Source organism: Brevundimonas sp. UBA6550 (assembly GCF_002434505.1).
Taxonomy (GTDB): domain Bacteria; phylum Pseudomonadota; class Alphaproteobacteria; order Caulobacterales; family Caulobacteraceae; genus Brevundimonas.
In genome coordinates this window covers 68,522-86,623 of sequence record NZ_DJKE01000011.1, presented here as the reverse complement: position 1 = coordinate 86,623, position 18,102 = coordinate 68,522, and the positions used below count along the sequence as shown (strand labels likewise).

Sequence of the window (18,102 nt, the reverse complement as noted above, 5' to 3'; positions counted from 1 at the left end):
CTGACATGCGCTTCCTGGACGAACATCGCCGCCGGCCCGCGCTCCTGGCCGATCATCTCCCCTGGGCGGCCATGGTCGCCCCCGGGGTGGTGCTGAACAAGGACGGCTCCTTCACCTGCGGTTTCCGTTTTCGGGGACCGGATCTCGAGTCGGCCTCGGACCTGGAGCTGATGTCGGTCCGGGCGCGGCTGAACAACGCCCTCAAACGTCTGGGCAGCGGGTGGTGTCTCCATGTGGAGGCGCGTCGACGTCCCGCTCAATCCTATCCGCAGAGCGACTTCACGGTCGCGGCGGCCTGGCTGGTCGACGCCGAGCGCCGCGCCCTCTTCGAGACCAGCGAGCCGGCCTATGAGACCGACTATCGCGCGGCCCTGACCTGGCTGCCGCCCGCCGACCAGACCCGTCGGGTGGAGCGGGTCCTGTTCGACGGGGCGGATCCGGCGCGCCGCGACTGGCGCTCCGCCCTGGACGCTTTCGCCCGCGAGACGGCGCAGATCGTCGACCTCCTCTCCGACGCCCTGCCCGACGTCGCCGGGCTCGATGACGGAGAGCTCCTGACCTGGCTGCACGACTGCGTCTCCCCTCGAAGCATTCGGCTCCGGCTGCCCGCGACGCCGATGTTCCTCGACGCCTGGCTGGCGGACGCGCCCCTGCTCGGCGGCGTTGCGCCGACCCTGGATGGTCAGACCCTCAAGGTGGTCTCGGTGCGGGGACTCCCGGCGAGCACGCGGCCAGGCCTGCTCGACGCCCTGGGCGCCTTGCCGTTCCCTTATCGCTGGAGCGCCCGCTGGATCGGCCTGGACAAGGCGGACGCCGAGGTCGAGCTGGTCAAGCTGCGCAAGCGGTGGTTCGCCAAGCGCAAGGGTGTCGGGGTCCTGCTGCGCGAGGCCATCACCAAGGAGGAGGTCCCGCTTCTCGATACGGATGCGGCGGCCAAGACCGACGAGTGCGACGGCGCGCTCGAGGCGCTCGGCGCGGACGCCTGCGCCTACGGCTATCTGACCACGACGATCACGGTCATGGCGCGCGACCCCGAACGGGCGGCGGAACAGGCCCGGGCGATCGAGGCGACGCTCAACGCCCAGGGCTTCGTCGCCCGAACCGAGGACCTGAACGCGGTCGAGGCCTGGCTGGGCTCCCTGCCGGGCGAGCCCTATGCCGACGTCCGCCGCCCGCTCGTTTCCACCCTGAATCTCGCCGACCTTCTGCCGGTCTCGGCGGTCTGGGCCGGTCCGGCCTCGGACCCGCGCCTGCAGGGGCCGCCGCTCGCGGTCGCTCGGACAAGCGGATCGACGCCGTTCAGGCTAGCCCTGCATGTGGGCGATGTCGGCCATGCGATGGTGGTCGGACCGACCGGCGCGGGCAAGAGCGCGCTGCTCGCCTTTCTCGCCCTTCAGTGGTTCCGCTATCCCGAGGGGCGGGTCGTGGCGTTCGACAAGGGCCGCAGCGCGCGGGCCGCGGCCTTGGCCGTCGGCGGGCGCTGGCATCCGCTCCAGCCCGGCGGCGCGTTCACCCTCCAGCCTCTGGCGCGCCTGGAGGACGACGGCGAACGGGCCTGGGCCTCGGAGTGGCTGGCCGACGCGGTCCGGATCGCGGGCCTGGAGCCGACGCCGCGCATCCGCGCGGAAATCTGGGCCGCGCTCGGCGCCCTGGCCCAGGCCCCCGTGGCGCAGCGGACACTGACCGTCTTCACGGCCCTGGTCCAGGACAAGGCCGTGGCCGCGGCCCTGGAGCCCCTGACGCTCAAGGGGCCGCACGGCGCCCTGATCGACGGCGTCGCTCCGGAAGACGGGACGTTCGCCGCCTTCGAATGCTTCGAGCTCGAGAGTGTGATGGCGACCCCATCGGCGGTGGGGCCGGTGCTCGCGGCCCTGTTCCACGAGATCGAGCGCGGCTTCGACGGTCGGCCGACCCTGTTGATCCTCGACGAGGCGTGGCTGTTCCTCGGCGAGACGGGCTTCGCCGCCCGGATCCGCGAGTGGCTGAAGACGCTCCGCAAGAATGGCGTGGCGGTCGTCTTCGCCACCCAGTCGCTCGACGACATCGTGCGCTCGTCGATCGCGGCGACCCTGATCGAAAGCTGCCCGACCCAGATCTTCCTGCCCAATCCTCGCGCCCTCGAGCCGGCCTCGGCGGACCTCTACCGGATGTTCGGGCTGAACCGACGCCAGCTGGAGCTGATCGCCTGGGCCACGCCCAAGCGCACCTACTATCTGCGCCAGCCCGACGGGCGGCGGCTGTTCGACCTCAAGCTCGGCGGAGCCGGGCTCGCCCTCTGCGGGGCCGCGTCCCCCGACGACCAGACCCTTATCGAGCGCGTGCTGGCGGCGCTCGATCCGGCCGATCCGCGACCGGACCGCTTCGCCCGCGAATTCCTCAAAGCCAAGGGAGTCCATCATGTCGACAGCGTCTTCGACAGCTTCGACCCGGCCGTCGCCCCGCGTCTCGCGGCCGAATAGCCGCCGCTGGCTGTGCGGGCTCGCCGCGCTGGCGCTGACGCTCGCGGCGGCGCCCCAACCGGCCCGCGCGCAATGGGCGGTGTATGACGCCAAGGCCGATGTCGAGGCCATGCTCTCGGCCGCGCGGCAGATCGAGAGCCTCGCCAACGAGAGTCGCGCCCTGGCCAATCAGGCCCGCAGCCTCGCGGCGTCGCCCTATAGCCATCTCGCGGAGTCTTCGGAGACCCTGCGCGACATCGGCGCGCTGGCGCGCACGGTCCGGGGCGCGGCCTCGACCCTGGACGGCGTGCAGCGGCAGTTCGCAAATCTGTACCCGGACGATCTGTCCCGCTCGGACCTCGCGGCCCTCGGCGCCGAACGGTCCACGACCGCCCGCCGGACCGCCGAGGACCTGGCGCGCACGGCGGCGCAGCTGGAGCAACTGGCCCGCAGCCGCGACGGCCGGCTGAGAGGCGCCCTGGCCGCGAGCGCGGCGGCGGAGGGCGAGACGGCCGCGATCCAGTCATCGACCCAGATGCTGTCGGTCCTCGCCGAGGACCTGGCGAGCCTGCGGACCGTGCTCCTGGCCCAGTCCCGGCTGATGGCCGAGGGCGCGGCGCGCCAGGCCGCCGACCGCGACGCCGCGGTCGAGGCGCGCCGTCGCTTCTGGGGACGCGAGACCGCCACGCCGGCCGCTCCGACCTTCAACCCCTTGTCCCGCGCCCGGGACTGAGGCGCGCTGTCATGGCCGCCCCCGGAATGGAGACCCCGAACGAGTTGATGGTGGTGTTTTCCAACACCGTCACCGCAGGCTTCGACGCGCTGTCCGGATCGGTCAACGGCGTCTTCGGTCTGTTGATCGCGCTCGTCGTGGCCCTGACCGGGATCCAGTGGGCGCTCTCGCCCAATCGCGAGGTGCTGGCGTCTGGCTTCGGCAAGGTCCTGCTGATCGGCGCCTTCGCCTGGATCATCAACGACTGGCAGGCCCTTTCCGAGACCCTCTACGCCGGGTTTCTGGAGCTGGGTCTGACGGCCGGGGGCGGCGCCCTGTCGCGCGAGGAGTTCCTGAACCCGGGCGCCATCCTCCAGCAGGGTTGGGAGATCGTGAAGGCCCTGGGAGAGACGCCGGCGCCGGTCGAGAACCCGCTCGACGTCATGGGCAATATGGCCGACGCCCTGATCCTCGGCCTGGCGATGATCGGCGTCATGCTGGCCTTCGCCGTCCTGGCCCTGCAGATCATCGTCTCCCTGCTGGAGTTCAAGATCGTCACCCTGGGCGGCTTCGTCCTGCTGCCGTTCGGCATCTGGAACAAGACCGCCTTCCTGGCCGAACGGCCCCTCGGCTATGTCGTCTCCTCGGGGCTCAAGGTGCTCGCCCTGGCCATCGTGGTCTCCGGCGCGCGGACGATCTTCGATCAGCTGCAGCCCTCCGCCAATCCCGACATCTATGAGGCGCTCGCCATTCTGGTCGCCGCCCTGCTGCTGGCGATGCTGGCGATCTTCATCCCCAATCTGGCCTCGGCCCTGGTGACCGGCGGCCCCGCGCTCGGGGCGGGCGCGGCCCTGACCGGAGGGCTCGCCGTCGCCGGGGCCGGGGCCCTCGTCGTCGGCGGCGCCGCGGGCGTCGGGGCCCTGGCCGGACGGGCCGCGGCGGTCAGCGGGTCCTCCCGATCCGCCGCGGGCGCCGCCTCCGGGGCGCGGCCCTTGGGGGGCGGCCCGTCCACCGGAGGCGCGCCTTCGGGCGGCGGACCCCGGCCATCCCCGAGCCCCGGACCCGGATCGGGGTCAGGCGGTCGCGCGCGCGCTCCGGCGCCGTCCAGCACCGACGCCGCACCGACCTCGGACGCTGCGGCCGGCCCCCGGTCTCCCACCCCTGCGCCGTCGGAGGCGCCGCCGCCTCAGCCGGAGCCGTCCGCACCGAATCCGGTCAAGGCCGGCGCCCAGGCCGAGACCCGGTCCCGGCCGTCCCTGTCCGAGGACCGGCCGTTGGGCGGGGCGCCGACGGGGGGACGCGCCGCCGGCCGATCCGCCGCCCTCCAGGCCTTCTTCATCGCCAACGCCGGTCGCGGCCTGATGCCGGCCGGCGAGAACAGCGGCGCCCTCAAGCCCGCCGTCGGATCCGAGGATTGAGCATGCATCCCTTCTTCAAGCCCAAGCGCGCCCTGACCGCGTCGCCCGAGGCGACCCCCTACCAGAGGGCCGGCCAGATCTGGGACGACCGGATGGGCCTCTCCATCGCCCATGCCCGCAACTGGCGCCGCATCGCCCTGGCCAATCTCGCGCTGGCGGTCTTTCTCGGCGCCGGTTGGTGGGTCCAGGCCGATCGGGCCGTGGTCCGGCCCTTCGTCGTCGAGGTGTCCGACTGGGGCCAGACCCAGAAGATCACGGCCCTGGACGGCCGGTATGCGCCCACCGAAGCCCAGACCGGTTATGCGCTCGCCCAATGGATCCGGGACGTCCGGTCCAAATCGATCGACCCGATCGTGATCCGGCAGAACTGGCTGCGCGCCTACGATCTGCTCACGCCGAAGGCCTCGGCCTTCCTGAACGACTGGGCTCAGGCCAACGACCCGTTCGCCCAGGTCGGTCGGGAAGCGGTCAATGTCGAGGTGCTGAACGTGGTCCGCCGCAGCGAGCGCACCTTCGACCTGCAATGGCGCGAGACCCGCTTCGTGAACGGCCGGCAGGCCGGGGCCGAGCGGTGGCGCGCCCTGATCACCGTCGCCCACCAGCCGCCGCGCAACGAGGCCGAGCTGATGCGCAATCCCCTTGGCCTCAAGATCGAGGATGTCTCATGGACCCCCGACGCTTCCTGAGCGTGACCGCCTTGTCGGCCGCCGCCGCGCTCGCGCTGTCCGGCTGCGCCCCGCTGCGAGGGGCGGACGCCGACCCCGTGCCGCCGTCCCAGGCGATCACGTCCGAAATCCCCACATCCGAGGTCGGACCGGAGCCTTTCCCCTCGTCGCAGGCGGACGCGGCTCCGCCGCCCATCGAACCGGTCTCCACGGCCCGCCCCTATCTCGAGGCGATCGCCCAGGCGGAGACGCCGCGTCGGCGTCGGCTCCCGACGCCGGCGCCGGAAACCCCATCCGGACGCGCCGCGATCGCCCAGGCCAACCGATCCGCCCGCGCCGCCTCGAGCGCCGACGGTTTCGTGGGCGGGGTCCAGGTGTTCGGCTGGTCAGAGGGTCGGGTCTACGAGGTCTGGACCGCGCCCCTGAGGGTCACCACCCTCACCCTGGCGCCGGGCGAGACGGTCACCGCCAAGGCGGCGGGGGATACGGTGCGCTGGCAGATCGGCGAAAGCCAATCGGGCGCCGGCGCCGGCGCCCGGACCCATGTCCTGATCAAACCCCTGCAGGCGGGTCTGGAGACCAACCTCGTCCTGACCACCAGCCAGCGAGTCTATCTGCTGACCTTGCGTAGCGGCGGCGCCGACGCCTTCAACGCCGCCATCGCCTGGGACTATGGCGTGGCCGCCCCGGGCCGTCCGGTCGCCGATCCGCCGTCGGGCCTGCCGCCGGTCGATGTGGAGGCCGCGACGCCCAAGGGGCCCCTTGACGCGCGCTACAGGATCGAGGCGCGCGGCCGGGCCCCGCGCTGGGCTCCGACCGCCGCCTTCAATGACGGCGCGCGAACCTTCATCACCCTCTCGCCAGGGGCTGCGATCGACGAGGCGCCGGCCCTCTTCGTCCGGGCCGGCGAGGATCTCCAGCTGGTCAACTATCGGCAGGTCGACGGCGTCCTGATCGTCGACCGCCTGTTCGACCAGGCCGAGCTCCGGCTCGGCGACCGTCGTCCGCAGATCGTCCGTATCCGACGCCTTCCGGGGGCCGCCCGATGACCGGTCCCGATCTCCCTGCAGACAAGCTTGGCGACGACGTCGCGCCGCCGCCGTCCGTGACGGCGCCGACGCCCAAGGCGCCCCCGCCGCCGCTGATGGGCCGGGCGCCGCGGCCCGGCGCGATCCGGATTCGCAAACCGGTCGTCCAGGGTGCGGTGATGGTCGCCGCCCTGCTTGTGTCCGGCTCGCTCGCCTGGGCCTTCGTCGTCCAGCCGCAGATGACGCGTCAGGCCCGGAACGCCGCGAACGCCGAGGGCGCGGGCGAGGTCCGGGGCAGGGTTCGACCGTCGGAGCGGGTCACCGATCAGCCGGCGAGCTATGACCGGCTTCCGCAGGCGGACGTCCTGCCGGAGCGTCGGGGGGCAACGCCAGACGACTCGGCGCCCGCATCGTCGAGGACGTCCGCGCGTGTGCCGGCGCCGTCCTACGCCGCGACGTCGGGCGGGCCGAGACCGGCGGACCAGGCCAGGGCGTCCAGCCTGTTCTTCGCCGGCCTGACAAGCGGAGCCGCCGTTCAGGCGGCAGGCGAGCGATCGGCGGCGCCGCCGTCCTCGACAATGCGGGACTATGGCGCGATCTACAGTCCCCACGGCCTCCTGGCGCCGGTCTCGCCTTATGAGCTGAAGGCCGGCGCGATCATCCCGGGCGTGCTGCTGACGGCGGTGGACACGTCGCGGCCCGGTCCGGTCGTGGCTGCGGTCAGCCAGAATGTGTCCGATTCCGTCACCGGTCGCCATCTCGTCGTGCCTCAGGGGACGCGCCTGATCGGGCGCCACGACGGCGAGAGCGCCCACGGCGATCGGCGGGCCTTCCTGGTCTGGGATCGGCTGATCCTTCCCAACGGCAAGAGCCTGATCCTGTCCGAAGAACCGGGCGTGGACGCGCAAGGCGCGGTGGGCGTGCGGGGAGACGTGGATCGTCGGCTTGCGCCGCTCGGCGCGGCCACCCTGTTCGCGGGCGCCATCACGACCCTGGGCGAACGGGCGCGCGGCGGATCCGAGGATCGGTCGTTCGCCGCCAGTGCGGGGAGCGCCGCCTCGATCGAGGCCGCCCAGGTCGGCGGACGGCTCGTCGATCGCGAGCTCCGCGTCCGGCCGTCCATACGCGTCCGGGCGGGCGCTTCGGTCCGGGTGATGATCACGCGCGACCTCATTCTGGAGCCGTATCGCCGATGACCCGTCTCCGTCGTCTTCTCGTGACGGCCGTGGTCCCCGCCGCCGGCCTCCTCGCCTTCGGCGCGGTCGCGGCGCAGCGTCCCGGCGTCGTCCTGATCAATGAGAGCCCGAGCCTGCCTCGGGGCGTCTATGTCCGCATCGACGCTGGGAACCTCGGGCGTGGCGCGGTGGTCGCCCTTCGTCAGCCCGAGGTCGTGCGGCCTTATCTCGCGCGCCAGGGGATGCCCGCCGAGGTCCGGCTGATCAAACGGGTGGCGGCGACGGGCGGCGACGCGGTCTGTTCGGACGGCCGGCGGCTGATCGCGCCGATGCGCACCGTCCGCATCCGCGCCCGGGATCGCGCAGGCGTCGCGCTTCCGGCCTGGCGCGGCTGCCGCCGGCTCGCCGCCGACGAACGCCTGGTGCTCGGCGATACGCCGTCCAGCCTGGACAGCCGGTATTTCGGGCCGGTGAGGACTGCCCAGATCGAGGGCGTCTATCGGGAGATCCTGACATGGTGAGCCGCAGATTCGCTCTCGCCGCCGTCGTCGCCCTGACGGCGGCGCCGGCGGCGGCCCAGACCCGCCTCGACTGGCGCCCGGCCGGCGGCGACCTGTTCGTGGGCGCCGTCCCGGCGACGCCGCAGCCGGAAGCGCCAAACCTCGAGGCCGTCCGTCTGATGGACCTCGACCAGCCCTTCGCCGACGCCATCGCCGAAGCGGCCGACCGGCATGGTCTGGACCGCAAACTGCTTCACGCCCTGGTCGTGGTGGAAAGCGCCTATCGAACCCGGGCCTGTTCGCACGCGGGCGCTTGCGGCCTGACCCAACTCATGCCGGCCACGGCCGCCGAGCTTGGCGTGCGCGACCGATCCGACCCCTACGACAACCTGCGCGGCGGGGCCGCCTACCTGGCCCGCCAGATCCTCCGCTTCGGCGACCTCCGCCTCGCCCTCGCGGCCTATAACGCCGGACCCGATCGGGTCGCCCGGCTGGGTCGGATCCCGAACATCGCCGAGACCCGGAGCTACGTCGTCTCCGTGGTCGACTGCTACCTCGCGCTCACGGCGGGACGCGGGGTGCGATCGTCGCGGGACTGCGCGCCGACAGGGACCGGGCTATGACTTTCCAGACGGCCGCTCGGGACGGCGCGGAGGCGGCCGCCCCGTCGCTTCGGGAGACGCTGCTGACGCGCGCGGAGGCGTCGGTCTTCCTGGAGGGCAAGGGCATCCGGATGAAGCCGACGACCCTGGCGCGCGCCTATTCGACCGGGTCGGGCGGTCCGCCGTGTCGGCACATCCGCAACAAACCCTACTATCCGCTGGACCTGCTGGAGCGGTGGGCCGAGACCCAGATCACGGCGCCCGCCGCCTCATCGAGCGAGCGTCAGCGGCTGCGGCGCGAGGCCCGGCGCCGGGAGGCGAGCGCATGACCCCTGACCGTCCCAGTCTCGAGACCCTGATCAACGACCCGTCGGTCAGCTATCCGCTCAAGGCCGTGTTGTTGGTCTGGTGGAGCCGGGATCCTCTGGACGCGGCCAACGATGCGGCGGCCTTGGCCTCCGTCATGGGGGATCGCGCGACAGCGCTTCTGGAGCAGCGTCATGGCGCATGACGACGGGCTCGAGCGGTTCCTGGGCTGGCGGCAGGTCCGTGAGTTGACAGGCCTCGGCCGCACGACGACCTGGCGTCTGCGTCAGGCTGGGGATTTCCCGGAACCGGTGGCGATCTCGCCCGGACGAGTGGCTTGGCGCGCGCGCGACATCGCCGCCTGGAACGCGACCCGGGGGGCGGCGATCCCGATGCCTGATCCGGTCGCCAGACCGCTCAAGCCCGCGCCGACGCGCGCACGGGAGAGCCGCGCCATCGCCCCTCCGCCCGCCAAGCCGAACCCGACGCCTCCCTCGGCGAGCGCGAAGCCGACGCTCCGGCCGCGTCGCCGGAGCGGTCCGATCCTTGCGGAGGGTCAGCTGGGCTTCGACTTCTGACGTCGTCCTCAGCGCGGAGCCCCGCGCCGCCAGCGCCGCCGGGCGTTGGAAAGACGTGTCGCCTGACGCCAACCCCAAATGCCGATGCGCCAGGCCGTCGCCTCCAACCCCGCGTCGCCGTCAGCGTTGAGCGGTTGACATCGCCGGAGCACGCAGCGTCTTGCTGGAGCCCTTTGTCGAAACCGCCCTGCGGATCACGCCGGCGCAGCACGTTGTGCGACAACTCTCCTCGGGCGGGCCGTCCGGCGTTCCTGTTGAGACGGGCCGCAGAGCTGGCGCGTCCATCCTGCGGGGACGTTCTCGTCAGCCGAGTTCTCCTGTCGGGGATGCATGATTTCGGGATTTGGGCATCTTTAGCGGCTACAGGGATTCAGCTTGCCGCTAGGCGCGACGGCGTACGAACCCATCTCGCAGAGCCATGGTGTGCTTCAGCCGTTCCGCCCGCGAACCCCAAAGTTTCGGGTCGGTCGCGGTGGCGATCACGCCGACGACGTGTCCCGCCTCATCCTTTAGCGGATAGGAATCGACGAACACGGGAACAGGACCGGTGACACCGCTCAACAGCCAGACCTCGTCAGTGATGGCCTCGCCTGAGATCATCGATCGAACCACAGGAAGATCTTCGGTTCTGGCGACGGCGCCGTCTTGGGTGAAGACCTGAAACCGGTCGGCATAGTCTTCGGGGCGAGCCCCTATCGGATCCATCACCGCCACACCGGGGACGGTCCCCGCCACGATCAGGATTTTGCCGCTCGGGGCGTCGTGGAGGATGACGGCGCCGCCCAATCGGTCGGCCATGAGCTGCATGATGGGGCGAAGGAAAGCGGCTTCGGGAAGATCAGCGTCAGACATGGAAAGGCTCGAAAGTCAGGTCGCCAGGGTTTGCGCCTGATCAATGAATCAAGCTGTAACGCCAGCTTGCGAAGTAAGCCGTTCGACTAAGGTCTGATGCGCCGCTCGCTGCGAAATCGACCGCCAGCTCGAACATGGATCCTCGCTGGCTTTTGTGACCTGAGATCGGTGAGCGGACGTCCGGAATGCCCGCGATGGGTGGAAAGCGGACGCTACTGGACCAGTCGCCAGAGCAGCGCCCCCAAAGCAATCAGCGCAGGACCCGCTAAGTAGAAGATTGCGTTCCAAAGGTAATTATACCCTTGGGCCTGATCGGAGCGGTTGTCGCTTCGAGCCCTAGCATCCTCTCTAGCTATCCATGAAGGAAGCTCATCTTGGCCTGTCGCGGAAGCCGGTGTGGGGTTAACCCGCTCTGTTCTTTCCATCGAGCCAAGGCCCCCTTGTCCAGTAATGGAAGACTGACAGAGTTTGCGAGTGTCCGCTATGGGTCGATTTCAGTCGTTCGTTCCACCACCAAAAGCGGACGCCGGCCTCCGCGCCGGAAGCGGACGATCCGCGCTTCAGCTAGGGGTGGTTAGCAGACGCTGCCGGTCTGCGAAGGGAACCAACAGAGAGCCAGAAGCCGGCGGTGCAGATGCCGTGCTTCTGGCCCAAAAACGAGATTCGTCAGTCCTGGAAGCAGTTTCGTTCGATGAAGCTTCGAGCTGCCGCCTGCGCATTCGAGGGGTTATGACCGCCTTCGAATTCCAAAGCCGCGAACGGGGCTCCCGCTGAACGAAGGGCGTTCACGATCGGGACATAATGGTCCTGGAACGGGGCGGCAGGATCTTGGCGACCGCCAGCTATGAAGACTGGGCGGTTGGCTAGGTCGCGCGCTCGTGTGGTCAATCGATTGCTGTCTGCCGAGGCGGCCGCGCTCGACATGAAACCATCAACACCAGCCGGACCAAATCGAGCCAAGGTCGCGTCCGAAGCGAAGCTTTCGAGATCCGTTTTCCACGCGGACCGGTAATCAGCATCTGTTGACCAGCGGGCTGCGATAACGCCCATGTCCGCTGGCACGAGTGCGGCGACGCACCGGACGCTCTGATCGGAGGCGGCAGCCTGCAAGGCAACCCACCCCCCGTAGCTCACGCCGAGCAGGCCGATTTTAGCCGGATCCGTGTTCGCCAGAGTTCCGGCCTTTAACCAGGAGACAACAGCCGCTCCGTCGGCTCGCGACCCATCGACGCTGATCGTGCCGGCCGATGAGCCTGTTCCACGGTACTGCGGCACGACCACGGTGTAGCCGCTCGCCTGAAGCTCATTGGCGACGCGGGGTATATTGGGCCCTGAAGGAAATCCTGTGAAGAGGACGATCACGGGCCGAGAGCCATCGCCGACGCCGTCGAGAACGCGTGCCGAGAGCGTCTCGGATCCCGAGGGGATGGAGATTTCGCGCACCGAGGTCTGTGCATTGGCCGCGGCGGGCGACAAGAAGGCCACGGCAGCGAGGGTGAGGGCGAGAAACTTCATTGGGCGCTTTCAAAAAGGGTTGACCTCAGCGCCGACCCGCCGCCCCATGTTGCACACCCGACGAAGACTTTAAGCTTAAGCTTGTGTCATGACATCGATTTCATCCGCGCGCCGGGCTTCGCGATCCCGTCTCCTTTTGCCGGCAGCTATCGCGGTTTGATTATGCTCCCCAGCGTACGGCCGAAGGTCCGCTTTGGGTCGGACCACGACATCGACTCCAGCGCGGAAAGCGGACGTCGGCACCACAGCCAAAAGCGGACCCGCCGGACTGCGGCTTGGGTTGGGAAGCTGACTTTGGCGGATCATCGCTGCTCGACCGACCAATCGCTAATACGCCAAACTCCATCTGTCTCCTTGGTCCATCGGACGATGAGCGGCAGTGGATCAGGATTGTTGAAATCGCGAACCCTTCGAAGCTCGGTCTCAACAGTGACGCCACCTCTGTCGCCATTAGCTCGCAAGACACGCAGATATCGTTCTCCAAGCGCTCCGTCTTTGAGCGCCTGCAACACGGCAGTTCGCCCGACAAGGCGCTGACCGTTGACGCCTAATAGGGCAACGCCTGCGGACTGATGTTCTGGCTCATAGATCACCCTCGTGTCGCCACCCACACTTGGCTGCAAGATATTCATTACTTCGGCTGCCGAGAACGGATCGTCACCATCGACGCTCAGACATGCGCGGACACGCCCCAAGCCTCTTCCATATCTCTCGATTGGGAAGTGTCCGCACACCGGGAAGGCGGCCGCAACGTTCTCTGAGATTGCGCGCGCGCGCATAACAGCGTCACTTGCCCCGCAGGTGTTAGGCAGCAAGGAGAAAGTCCGGCACCTCTGGCCCTCGACCATTTGTCCGAGCCACTTCAACCGACGCCGGCAGGAGCAAGAAGCCGAAATCAATCGGGTTCGCTTGCGATAGCGCGATTTCCACGATGTGCGGGATCGCTGCGTATGATGCAGTGTAGACGTCGCCTTGATGGCAAAGGCTCGACCAAAGCGTAAACCACGGCTCGTCGTTTGCGCCTTGCTGCTCTGGCCGTTTCGCCAATGCGTGGAGAAGATCGGGAATGTCCGATGCCGCGCCGTAAGCGTGAGTGAGTTCAGACCAGCGGCTATTGTCGAGTTCAAGCATGGCTTCGAACATTCCACGGCAAAGCACTCATGCCAATGTCCGAGATGGGTCGGAAATGGTCTTGGGCGAGCGGTCAGAAAGCTGACATTCGAGCGCACACTGAATGTCTTCTTTCCGGCACTCCGTGGATGACCGCTGTTGGCGCAGTGAACACGCGCGTGCCCCCCGCTGCGATGTCAGCCGCCGGGCCGCCATTCCGCTAACTGCCGGCCGGTCGATCCATCTTCGAAGGCCAGCTTGTCGACCTGTACAGCGGCGACGCAGGTCGGCCGCGCACCTCGAATTGAGGCCCGACAGTGGATCGACCGTCCGTCTGGGACGGTCTATAAGAAGACTGGTGACCTACGCATCTGCCAGCTTCTTTTCGGTCACCGCAAGTTGGAGCGCACCGTCCGCTGCCTTGGCATCGGAGTTGGCGACGCCTCTGAGCTCTCCGAGCAGATCGATCTCTCACGCAACGGCCGGGTTCTCTGAGCGGAGCCGACATTCGCCCTCAACGGGTGGATAGCCGGACATCTTCCCCCAACTTCGGAATATAGCTCCACCGTTAGCCGGTATCTTCAGTGGTCGAGCCTGGAACAGGTCAACTTCCGAAGCGGCTTGGAGCATGACCGCTATGCGCTATTCCGCATAGATGATTCTTATGACAAAAAACGCATAAAAATATATTATGTTGTAAATCGCATAATAATATACGATGCCAAATCTCGCATAGGAGAGCGATATGGATGGGTTCGCACGCTCACCCCGCCAACTGGGCGTCTTGATACGACATCACCGGAAGGCTCGCGGTCTCAGCCAGACACAGCTGGCCGACCTAGCCGGACTTCGACAGGAGATGGTTTCTAAGATCGAGAGCGGGGCGTCCGGCTCGCGCATCGCGGCCATCTGTAACCTGATGGCCGCGCTCGACCTAGATATAACCCTGACGCCCCGGACGCGACGCTCTCCAGCCGATATCGCGGACATCTTCTGATGGGACGGCGCCGCGCGCATGCGCCGCTTCACATCCTGATCAACGGTCTGACGGTCGGTCGTCTCGAGAAGGCGGCCGACGGCGCCGTGTCGTTCCAGTACGAGCCGTCATGGCTCGATTGGTCCGACAGATTCCCGATCTCCCTCTCCCTGCCTCTGCAACGCGCCGCCTGGAGAGGCGCGGCGGTCAACGCGGTGTTCGACAATCTGCTGCCGGACAATCCGACGGTCCGAAAACAGGTGGCCGAAAAGACTGGGGCAAAAGGTACGGATTCCTACAGCCTGCTGGAGGAGATCGGCCGGGACTGCATCGGAGCGATGCAGTTCCTGCCCGATGGTCTTGATGTCGATACCTCCGGCGCAATCTCGGCGGAGGACATCAGCGACGCGAAGATCGAGACGCTGCTCGACACCCTCGCGCGAGCGCCGCTGGGCCTCGATCCGGAAGAGGGTTTCCGCATCTCCATCGCCGGCGCGCAGGAAAAGACGGCCCTGTTGTTTCATGAAGGGCGCTGGAAGCGGCCGCTGGGCGCCACGCCGACCACCCACATCCTCAAGCCGCAGCTGGGCCGAATACCCACCGCATCGGGCGAGGTGGACATGAGCCACAGCGTGGACAACGAACACTACAGTCTGGCCCTGATGCGCGCCTTCGGTCTACGGACGGCGAATACGGAAATCGCGACCTTCGGGAAAAAGCGGGTCTTGGTGGTGAAGCGGTTCGACAGGGCGTGGCGAGCGGATGGGCGGCTGCTGCGCCTGCCCCAGGAGGACATGTGTCAGGCCCTGTCCACGCCCTCGACACGGAAGTATCAGGAACACGGCGGGCCCGGCGCGCAAGCTATCCTCGGTCTTCTTCAGGAGGCGGATGATCCCGCCCGGGATCGCATGGATTTCTTCCGCAGCCAGATCCTGTTCTGGCTGATCGGGGCCACGGACGGACACGCCAAGAACTTCAGTGTTTTCCTCAAGCCGGGCGGTCGCTTCGAACTGACGCCCTTCTATGACGTATTGACCGCCCAACCGGCATTCGACGCAAAGCGGATCCCCCACAAGCGCTACCGATTGGCGATGTCGGCAGGGGCCTCGCCGCATTACCGGATAGACGACGTCCTCGGCCGGCATTTCGTCCAGAGCGGCAAGGCGGCGGGGCTCGGCCCGACTCTGATGCGGAAGGTCATGGACGAGATTCACGAGGCTGCGGAAACCGCGCCGGCTCGCGCGCTGTCGGAGATGCCGGGCGACTTCCACGCTGAGGCCCACGATGCCATCAAGGTGATCCTGCCGAGGCGGCTGAAGATGCTGGACACCGCCTACGACGTGCTCTGACCCGGCGCGGTTCCTGTCGGTGGCGGCCCCAGGGCGCGCCCTCGAAAGGCCCCGTGCGGCTGGCCTGAGCGGGCGGCGGCGTTTCGCCCATACTCGACGAATACTTCAGCGCCAACGATCGAGCGTCAGGAACGTCCGCATCGGGTCGGAGTCCGACATTGGCGTCAGGCCCGGAACCAGAGTTGAAAGTAGACTGAGAGAACCGCCGCTGGGAGGTGGGTAGCGGGCATTGTTTAGATGACCGTTGGCGCCAGCAACTTATAAGAGATTTCGGGGCGGCGGCTTAATATCGGGGGTCGCCTTCCCAAGCATGACTTCGTGCGAGAATTTCGCGCTTCGTGACTGATCTCAGCGCGCAGTTTCGCGTGCCAATCGTGCGTCCAAACGGGCCGTGGCGCGGTCTGCATACAGGCCGCAAGCGCCAGCGGCGTAGAGGGGGCCACTGTCGCCAGCCTTCAGCGCCGCCAGCTTCTGCGGCAGGTCGGCGTTATCGGGATGGGCGGGTATCAGTACGTCGCAATCCAAAGTGCGGACTTTTTCGATAGAGGCGCGCAAGCGTGCAACGACTTCGGGGTGGCCTGAATAGGTATAGGGCACAGTGGCATAAGCATTCAGGCTGGACGCGAAGACAAAGTTCTTGCAGGACCCGCCCTCACAGGCTCGCCACGTCCAGCTTGTGCTGCCCAGGGTGTGACCGGGGGTGAAGACAGCCGTGAAACCCATGCTGCCCAAGGTGATGACTTCGCCATCGGCTATGGTGCGAAGGCGTGTGACCGGCGCAAAGCCATAGATGTCCGTGGCTTGAGGATCATCGGCATTGACCTGACCGCGCAACAGGGCCTGAGCGGCATTCGGGCTTGTTAAGACGACGGCGCCAGTGTCTCGGGCCAATGCGGCCAGACCGCCAGCATGATCGAAATGGGCCTCTGTATTGAGGATATAGCGTATATCCTCAATGCGGAATCCTTGCGCCCTGACATTGGCCTTGATGGTCTCGACGTTCTGGGGAAGGGCGGCGTCAATCAGCACCAGACCTTCGCCGGTGTCGATCAGCACCACGCTGAGGCCCGCCGAACCCACATAATAGACGGGACCAAACAGCCTCAACGGCGCTTGCGGCTGCATCCAGTTCTCGCTGGCAGGGGGGATGGGTTTGGTCAGGGGATCACGGGCGTCGTGTGCCTGCGCGACAGTAGCGGCCGCGATCGCAACGAAGATGGTAATCGCCGTACACACAGACTTCATTTCATCACGAAGGGTCGGAAGGGGCCAAAGTAACTCCTGTCTGCAATGGAAGCGTGGCCTAAGCGTGGCTGTGAGCCGCCCTCCTTGGTCGCGCGTGCAGTCGTCCGATGAGACGGCCCCCAAAGCACTGGCTCAAGGCGACGGTCGAGGCCGAGTTCATCGCCTAGCCAACTGATCCTGCAGCCATGCCTTTATCCCTTCATCGTCGGCCATGTCGCCGGGATAAGGGATGTCTGGTGTGTAGGGGCCGAAGTCGGGAAGGCCGACGGCGACCTTCTGCAGGGTCGAGAAGTCGCGCAGGCCGGATGGCAGGAGGATTGTACGGACTTCCATGTACCGACTTGATGCATCCGTAGACTCGCCGACATGCAAGGCGCCGAGTTTGCGGAACAGGTCGACGGTCACCAAGCATGAGCTGAAGCAATGACGATCAGTGATGACGACCACTTTGACGTCCGACGGTAGGCGCGCCTCTACTTTCGGCAGCGCCTGATCGACAGCGCAGACTGGCAGCTTCGGCCAGAACGGCTCGCCGTTGGCAAGCGACTGTTCCATCCCTTCAAGGACCTCGCCGAGAGCCGCAGAGGCCTTCGCATCGGTGCGAGCCCGTGCATCACGAAACGACTTCAAGGCGGCGATATTCTCACCCGACGCTCGCCAGAAAGCACCGACGCAGTCTGACCCTTGGGTGGCGACTTCCCTTACGCGATCTGCGCCGAATAGGGTGGTGGCGATGGCGTCGCCATATCGGGAATCACCTCCGCCGTTGCCTCGCAGATCCAGGATCACGTTGGTGGCGTTGCCCAGCTGCGTCTCAGCCTGGTGAACGGATGCGACGACGGCTTCTGCATCGTCGTCCAGCCCACTCAACCGGATCCAATAACCATTGCGCCATTGGGTCAGGGAGTAGCCGTCTTCTGCTCGGCCTTGGAGCGCTTCGATCCGCTCTTTCACAAAGCCAGTCGGCCCTTGGCCCCAGCGGAAGGTGATGTTTTCGCGCGCGCCGACTGCCGTTTCGAACGTGCACTGTTCTGGCCGTTTCAAGAAGGGATTGCCGTCGTCGGTCAACAGACGTCCCGCCGCCTCCGCGCGTTGGGCTTCGTTCGGCTCGCCGGCCACGAATAGCCGAATGCGGGCGTCTGCCCAGTGTTCGGCATCCACGCCGTCGCATTCGACCAACCGAGCATTCTGGATGTCCGGCAGTCGCGCTTCGGGCAATACAGAACCGACCCGCCAAACCTGCCCTTCGCGCTTAAGCAGCACTCCCGTCCACTGCAGGGTCTGTTTCTGCACCCTTGGTCGAGACCATATGTGACCGTCGGCGAAATCGGCTGCCAGACCGGCCATCACTGCGCTGTAGCCGTCGAAACCACGGACTTCGGGCAACCGCTGCTCTACGTGATGCGCGGCGGTGGCCAATCTTTGCTGGAAAGACGCGTCACCCAGCTCTGGCCGCGCTCCAGGATGGTTTTCAGTGATCAGCCGTAGCGCGGCTGCGCTATCCACCTCAGCCATCCGACGCCAGAGACCGGAACTGTCGCTCTCTGCAGCCTGCGAAGGCGCATTCATCAAAGCCAACGCAGTGGCTAGCGCAACGAGCTTGCTCGACATCTCATCTTCCCCAACTCAAACG

General features: G+C 67.3%; 19 protein-coding genes and 1 pseudogene. 14 read left to right on the top strand and 6 right to left on the bottom strand.

The genetic code is table 11. The features are described from left to right. The first annotated feature begins 5 nt into the window (after positions 1-5). From trbE to B3Z70_RS13160, 11 genes are read left to right on the top strand one after another with little or no spacing between them, the layout of a single operon-like run. Complete coding sequence (gene trbE, locus B3Z70_RS13210; RefSeq protein ID WP_292045748.1) at positions 6-2,459, top strand: conjugal transfer protein TrbE; 2,454 nt, start codon at positions 6-8, stop codon at positions 2,457-2,459. Beyond that, positions 2,398-3,171: a conjugal transfer protein TrbJ gene (locus B3Z70_RS13205; protein WP_292045747.1), complete on the top strand. Its 774-nt coding sequence runs from the start codon at positions 2,398-2,400 to the stop codon at positions 3,169-3,171. Before trbE ends, B3Z70_RS13205 begins: the two co-directional genes overlap by 62 nt. Before the next feature lie 11 nt (positions 3,172-3,182). Continuing rightward, complete coding sequence (gene trbL, locus B3Z70_RS13200; protein ID WP_292045746.1) at positions 3,183-4,568, top strand: P-type conjugative transfer protein TrbL; 1,386 nt, start codon at positions 3,183-3,185, stop codon at positions 4,566-4,568. A 2-nt stretch (positions 4,569-4,570) separates the two neighbouring features. Next, on the top strand, positions 4,571-5,254 hold the full coding sequence (gene trbF / locus B3Z70_RS13195) for a conjugal transfer protein TrbF (RefSeq protein ID WP_292045745.1): 684 nt from the start codon (positions 4,571-4,573) through the stop codon (positions 5,252-5,254). After that, positions 5,233-6,282: a TrbG/VirB9 family P-type conjugative transfer protein gene (locus B3Z70_RS13190; RefSeq protein WP_292045744.1), complete on the top strand. Its 1,050-nt coding sequence runs from the start codon at positions 5,233-5,235 to the stop codon at positions 6,280-6,282. Before trbF ends, B3Z70_RS13190 begins: the two co-directional genes overlap by 22 nt. Further along, positions 6,279-7,457, top strand: a complete 1,179-nt coding sequence (locus B3Z70_RS13185; protein WP_292045742.1) for a TrbI/VirB10 family protein — start codon at positions 6,279-6,281, stop codon at positions 7,455-7,457. The genes B3Z70_RS13190 and B3Z70_RS13185 overlap by 4 nt, the downstream gene beginning before the upstream one ends. After that, entirely contained in the window at positions 7,454-7,957 is a 504-nt protein-coding gene (locus B3Z70_RS13180; RefSeq protein WP_292045741.1) for a S26 family signal peptidase, read from the top strand. The genes B3Z70_RS13185 and B3Z70_RS13180 overlap by 4 nt, the downstream gene beginning before the upstream one ends. Then, a complete protein-coding gene (locus B3Z70_RS13175; protein ID WP_292045740.1) occupies positions 7,951-8,559 on the top strand; it encodes a lytic transglycosylase domain-containing protein in 609 nt (202 codons plus the stop codon). The genes B3Z70_RS13180 and B3Z70_RS13175 overlap by 7 nt, the downstream gene beginning before the upstream one ends. Beyond that, the gene (locus B3Z70_RS13170) at positions 8,556-8,867 is read left to right on the top strand and encodes a hypothetical protein (RefSeq protein WP_292022439.1); all 312 of its coding nucleotides are present in this window, start codon (positions 8,556-8,558) and stop codon (positions 8,865-8,867) included. The genes B3Z70_RS13175 and B3Z70_RS13170 overlap by 4 nt, the downstream gene beginning before the upstream one ends. Then, positions 8,864-9,049: a hypothetical protein gene (locus B3Z70_RS13165; protein ID WP_292022437.1), complete on the top strand. Its 186-nt coding sequence runs from the start codon at positions 8,864-8,866 to the stop codon at positions 9,047-9,049. The genes B3Z70_RS13170 and B3Z70_RS13165 overlap by 4 nt, the downstream gene beginning before the upstream one ends. Then, on the top strand, positions 9,039-9,422 hold the full coding sequence (locus B3Z70_RS13160) for a helix-turn-helix transcriptional regulator (protein ID WP_292022436.1): 384 nt from the start codon (positions 9,039-9,041) through the stop codon (positions 9,420-9,422). Before B3Z70_RS13165 ends, B3Z70_RS13160 begins: the two co-directional genes overlap by 11 nt. Positions 9,423-9,803: 381 nt before the next feature. Here B3Z70_RS13160 and B3Z70_RS13155 read toward each other — a convergent pair whose 3' ends face one another. The 4 genes from B3Z70_RS13155 to B3Z70_RS13140 form a co-directional block, all read right to left on the bottom strand. Beyond that, a complete protein-coding gene (locus B3Z70_RS13155) occupies positions 9,804-10,274 on the bottom strand; it encodes a hypothetical protein (RefSeq protein ID WP_292022434.1) in 471 nt (156 codons plus the stop codon). Between the two features lie 666 nt (positions 10,275-10,940). Then, entirely contained in the window at positions 10,941-11,789 is an 849-nt protein-coding gene (locus tag B3Z70_RS13150) for an alpha/beta hydrolase family protein (RefSeq protein WP_292022433.1), read from the bottom strand. A gap of 302 nt (positions 11,790-12,091) precedes the next feature. Then, positions 12,092-12,484, bottom strand: coding sequence for a hypothetical protein (locus tag B3Z70_RS13145; protein WP_292022431.1), 393 nt, complete (start codon positions 12,482-12,484; stop codon positions 12,092-12,094). A gap of 109 nt (positions 12,485-12,593) precedes the next feature. After that, positions 12,594-12,920 (bottom strand): hypothetical protein, encoded by a 327-nt coding sequence (locus tag B3Z70_RS13140; protein ID WP_292022428.1) that lies wholly within the window; start codon positions 12,918-12,920, stop codon positions 12,594-12,596. Between the two features lie 321 nt (positions 12,921-13,241). On the opposite strand from B3Z70_RS13140, the pseudogene B3Z70_RS13135 reads away from it, so the two are divergent. The 3 genes and pseudogenes from B3Z70_RS13135 to B3Z70_RS13130 all read left to right on the top strand — a co-directional run. Then, positions 13,242-13,394: pseudogene (locus B3Z70_RS13135) on the top strand (hypothetical protein); the annotation flags it as partial. A 250-nt stretch (positions 13,395-13,644) separates the two neighbouring features. Continuing rightward, on the top strand, positions 13,645-13,896 hold the full coding sequence (locus B3Z70_RS17260; RefSeq protein WP_409514376.1) for a helix-turn-helix domain-containing protein: 252 nt from the start codon (positions 13,645-13,647) through the stop codon (positions 13,894-13,896). Then, positions 13,896-15,224 carry a type II toxin-antitoxin system HipA family toxin gene (locus B3Z70_RS13130; RefSeq protein ID WP_292022426.1) on the top strand — a complete coding sequence of 443 codons (1,329 nt, stop codon included), beginning with the start codon at positions 13,896-13,898 and terminating at the stop codon, positions 15,222-15,224. The genes B3Z70_RS17260 and B3Z70_RS13130 overlap by 1 nt, the downstream gene beginning before the upstream one ends. A gap of 348 nt (positions 15,225-15,572) precedes the next feature. Here the strand turns inward: B3Z70_RS13130 and bla are convergent, their stop codons facing one another. Continuing rightward, positions 15,573-16,469 carry a subclass B3 metallo-beta-lactamase gene (bla, locus tag B3Z70_RS13125; RefSeq protein ID WP_292022424.1) on the bottom strand — a complete coding sequence of 299 codons (897 nt, stop codon included), beginning with the start codon at positions 16,467-16,469 and terminating at the stop codon, positions 15,573-15,575. A gap of 156 nt (positions 16,470-16,625) precedes the next feature. Beyond that, positions 16,626-18,080 (bottom strand): S41 family peptidase, encoded by a 1,455-nt coding sequence (locus tag B3Z70_RS13120; protein WP_292022421.1) that lies wholly within the window; start codon positions 18,078-18,080, stop codon positions 16,626-16,628. Positions 18,081-18,102: the final 22 nt, after the last annotated feature.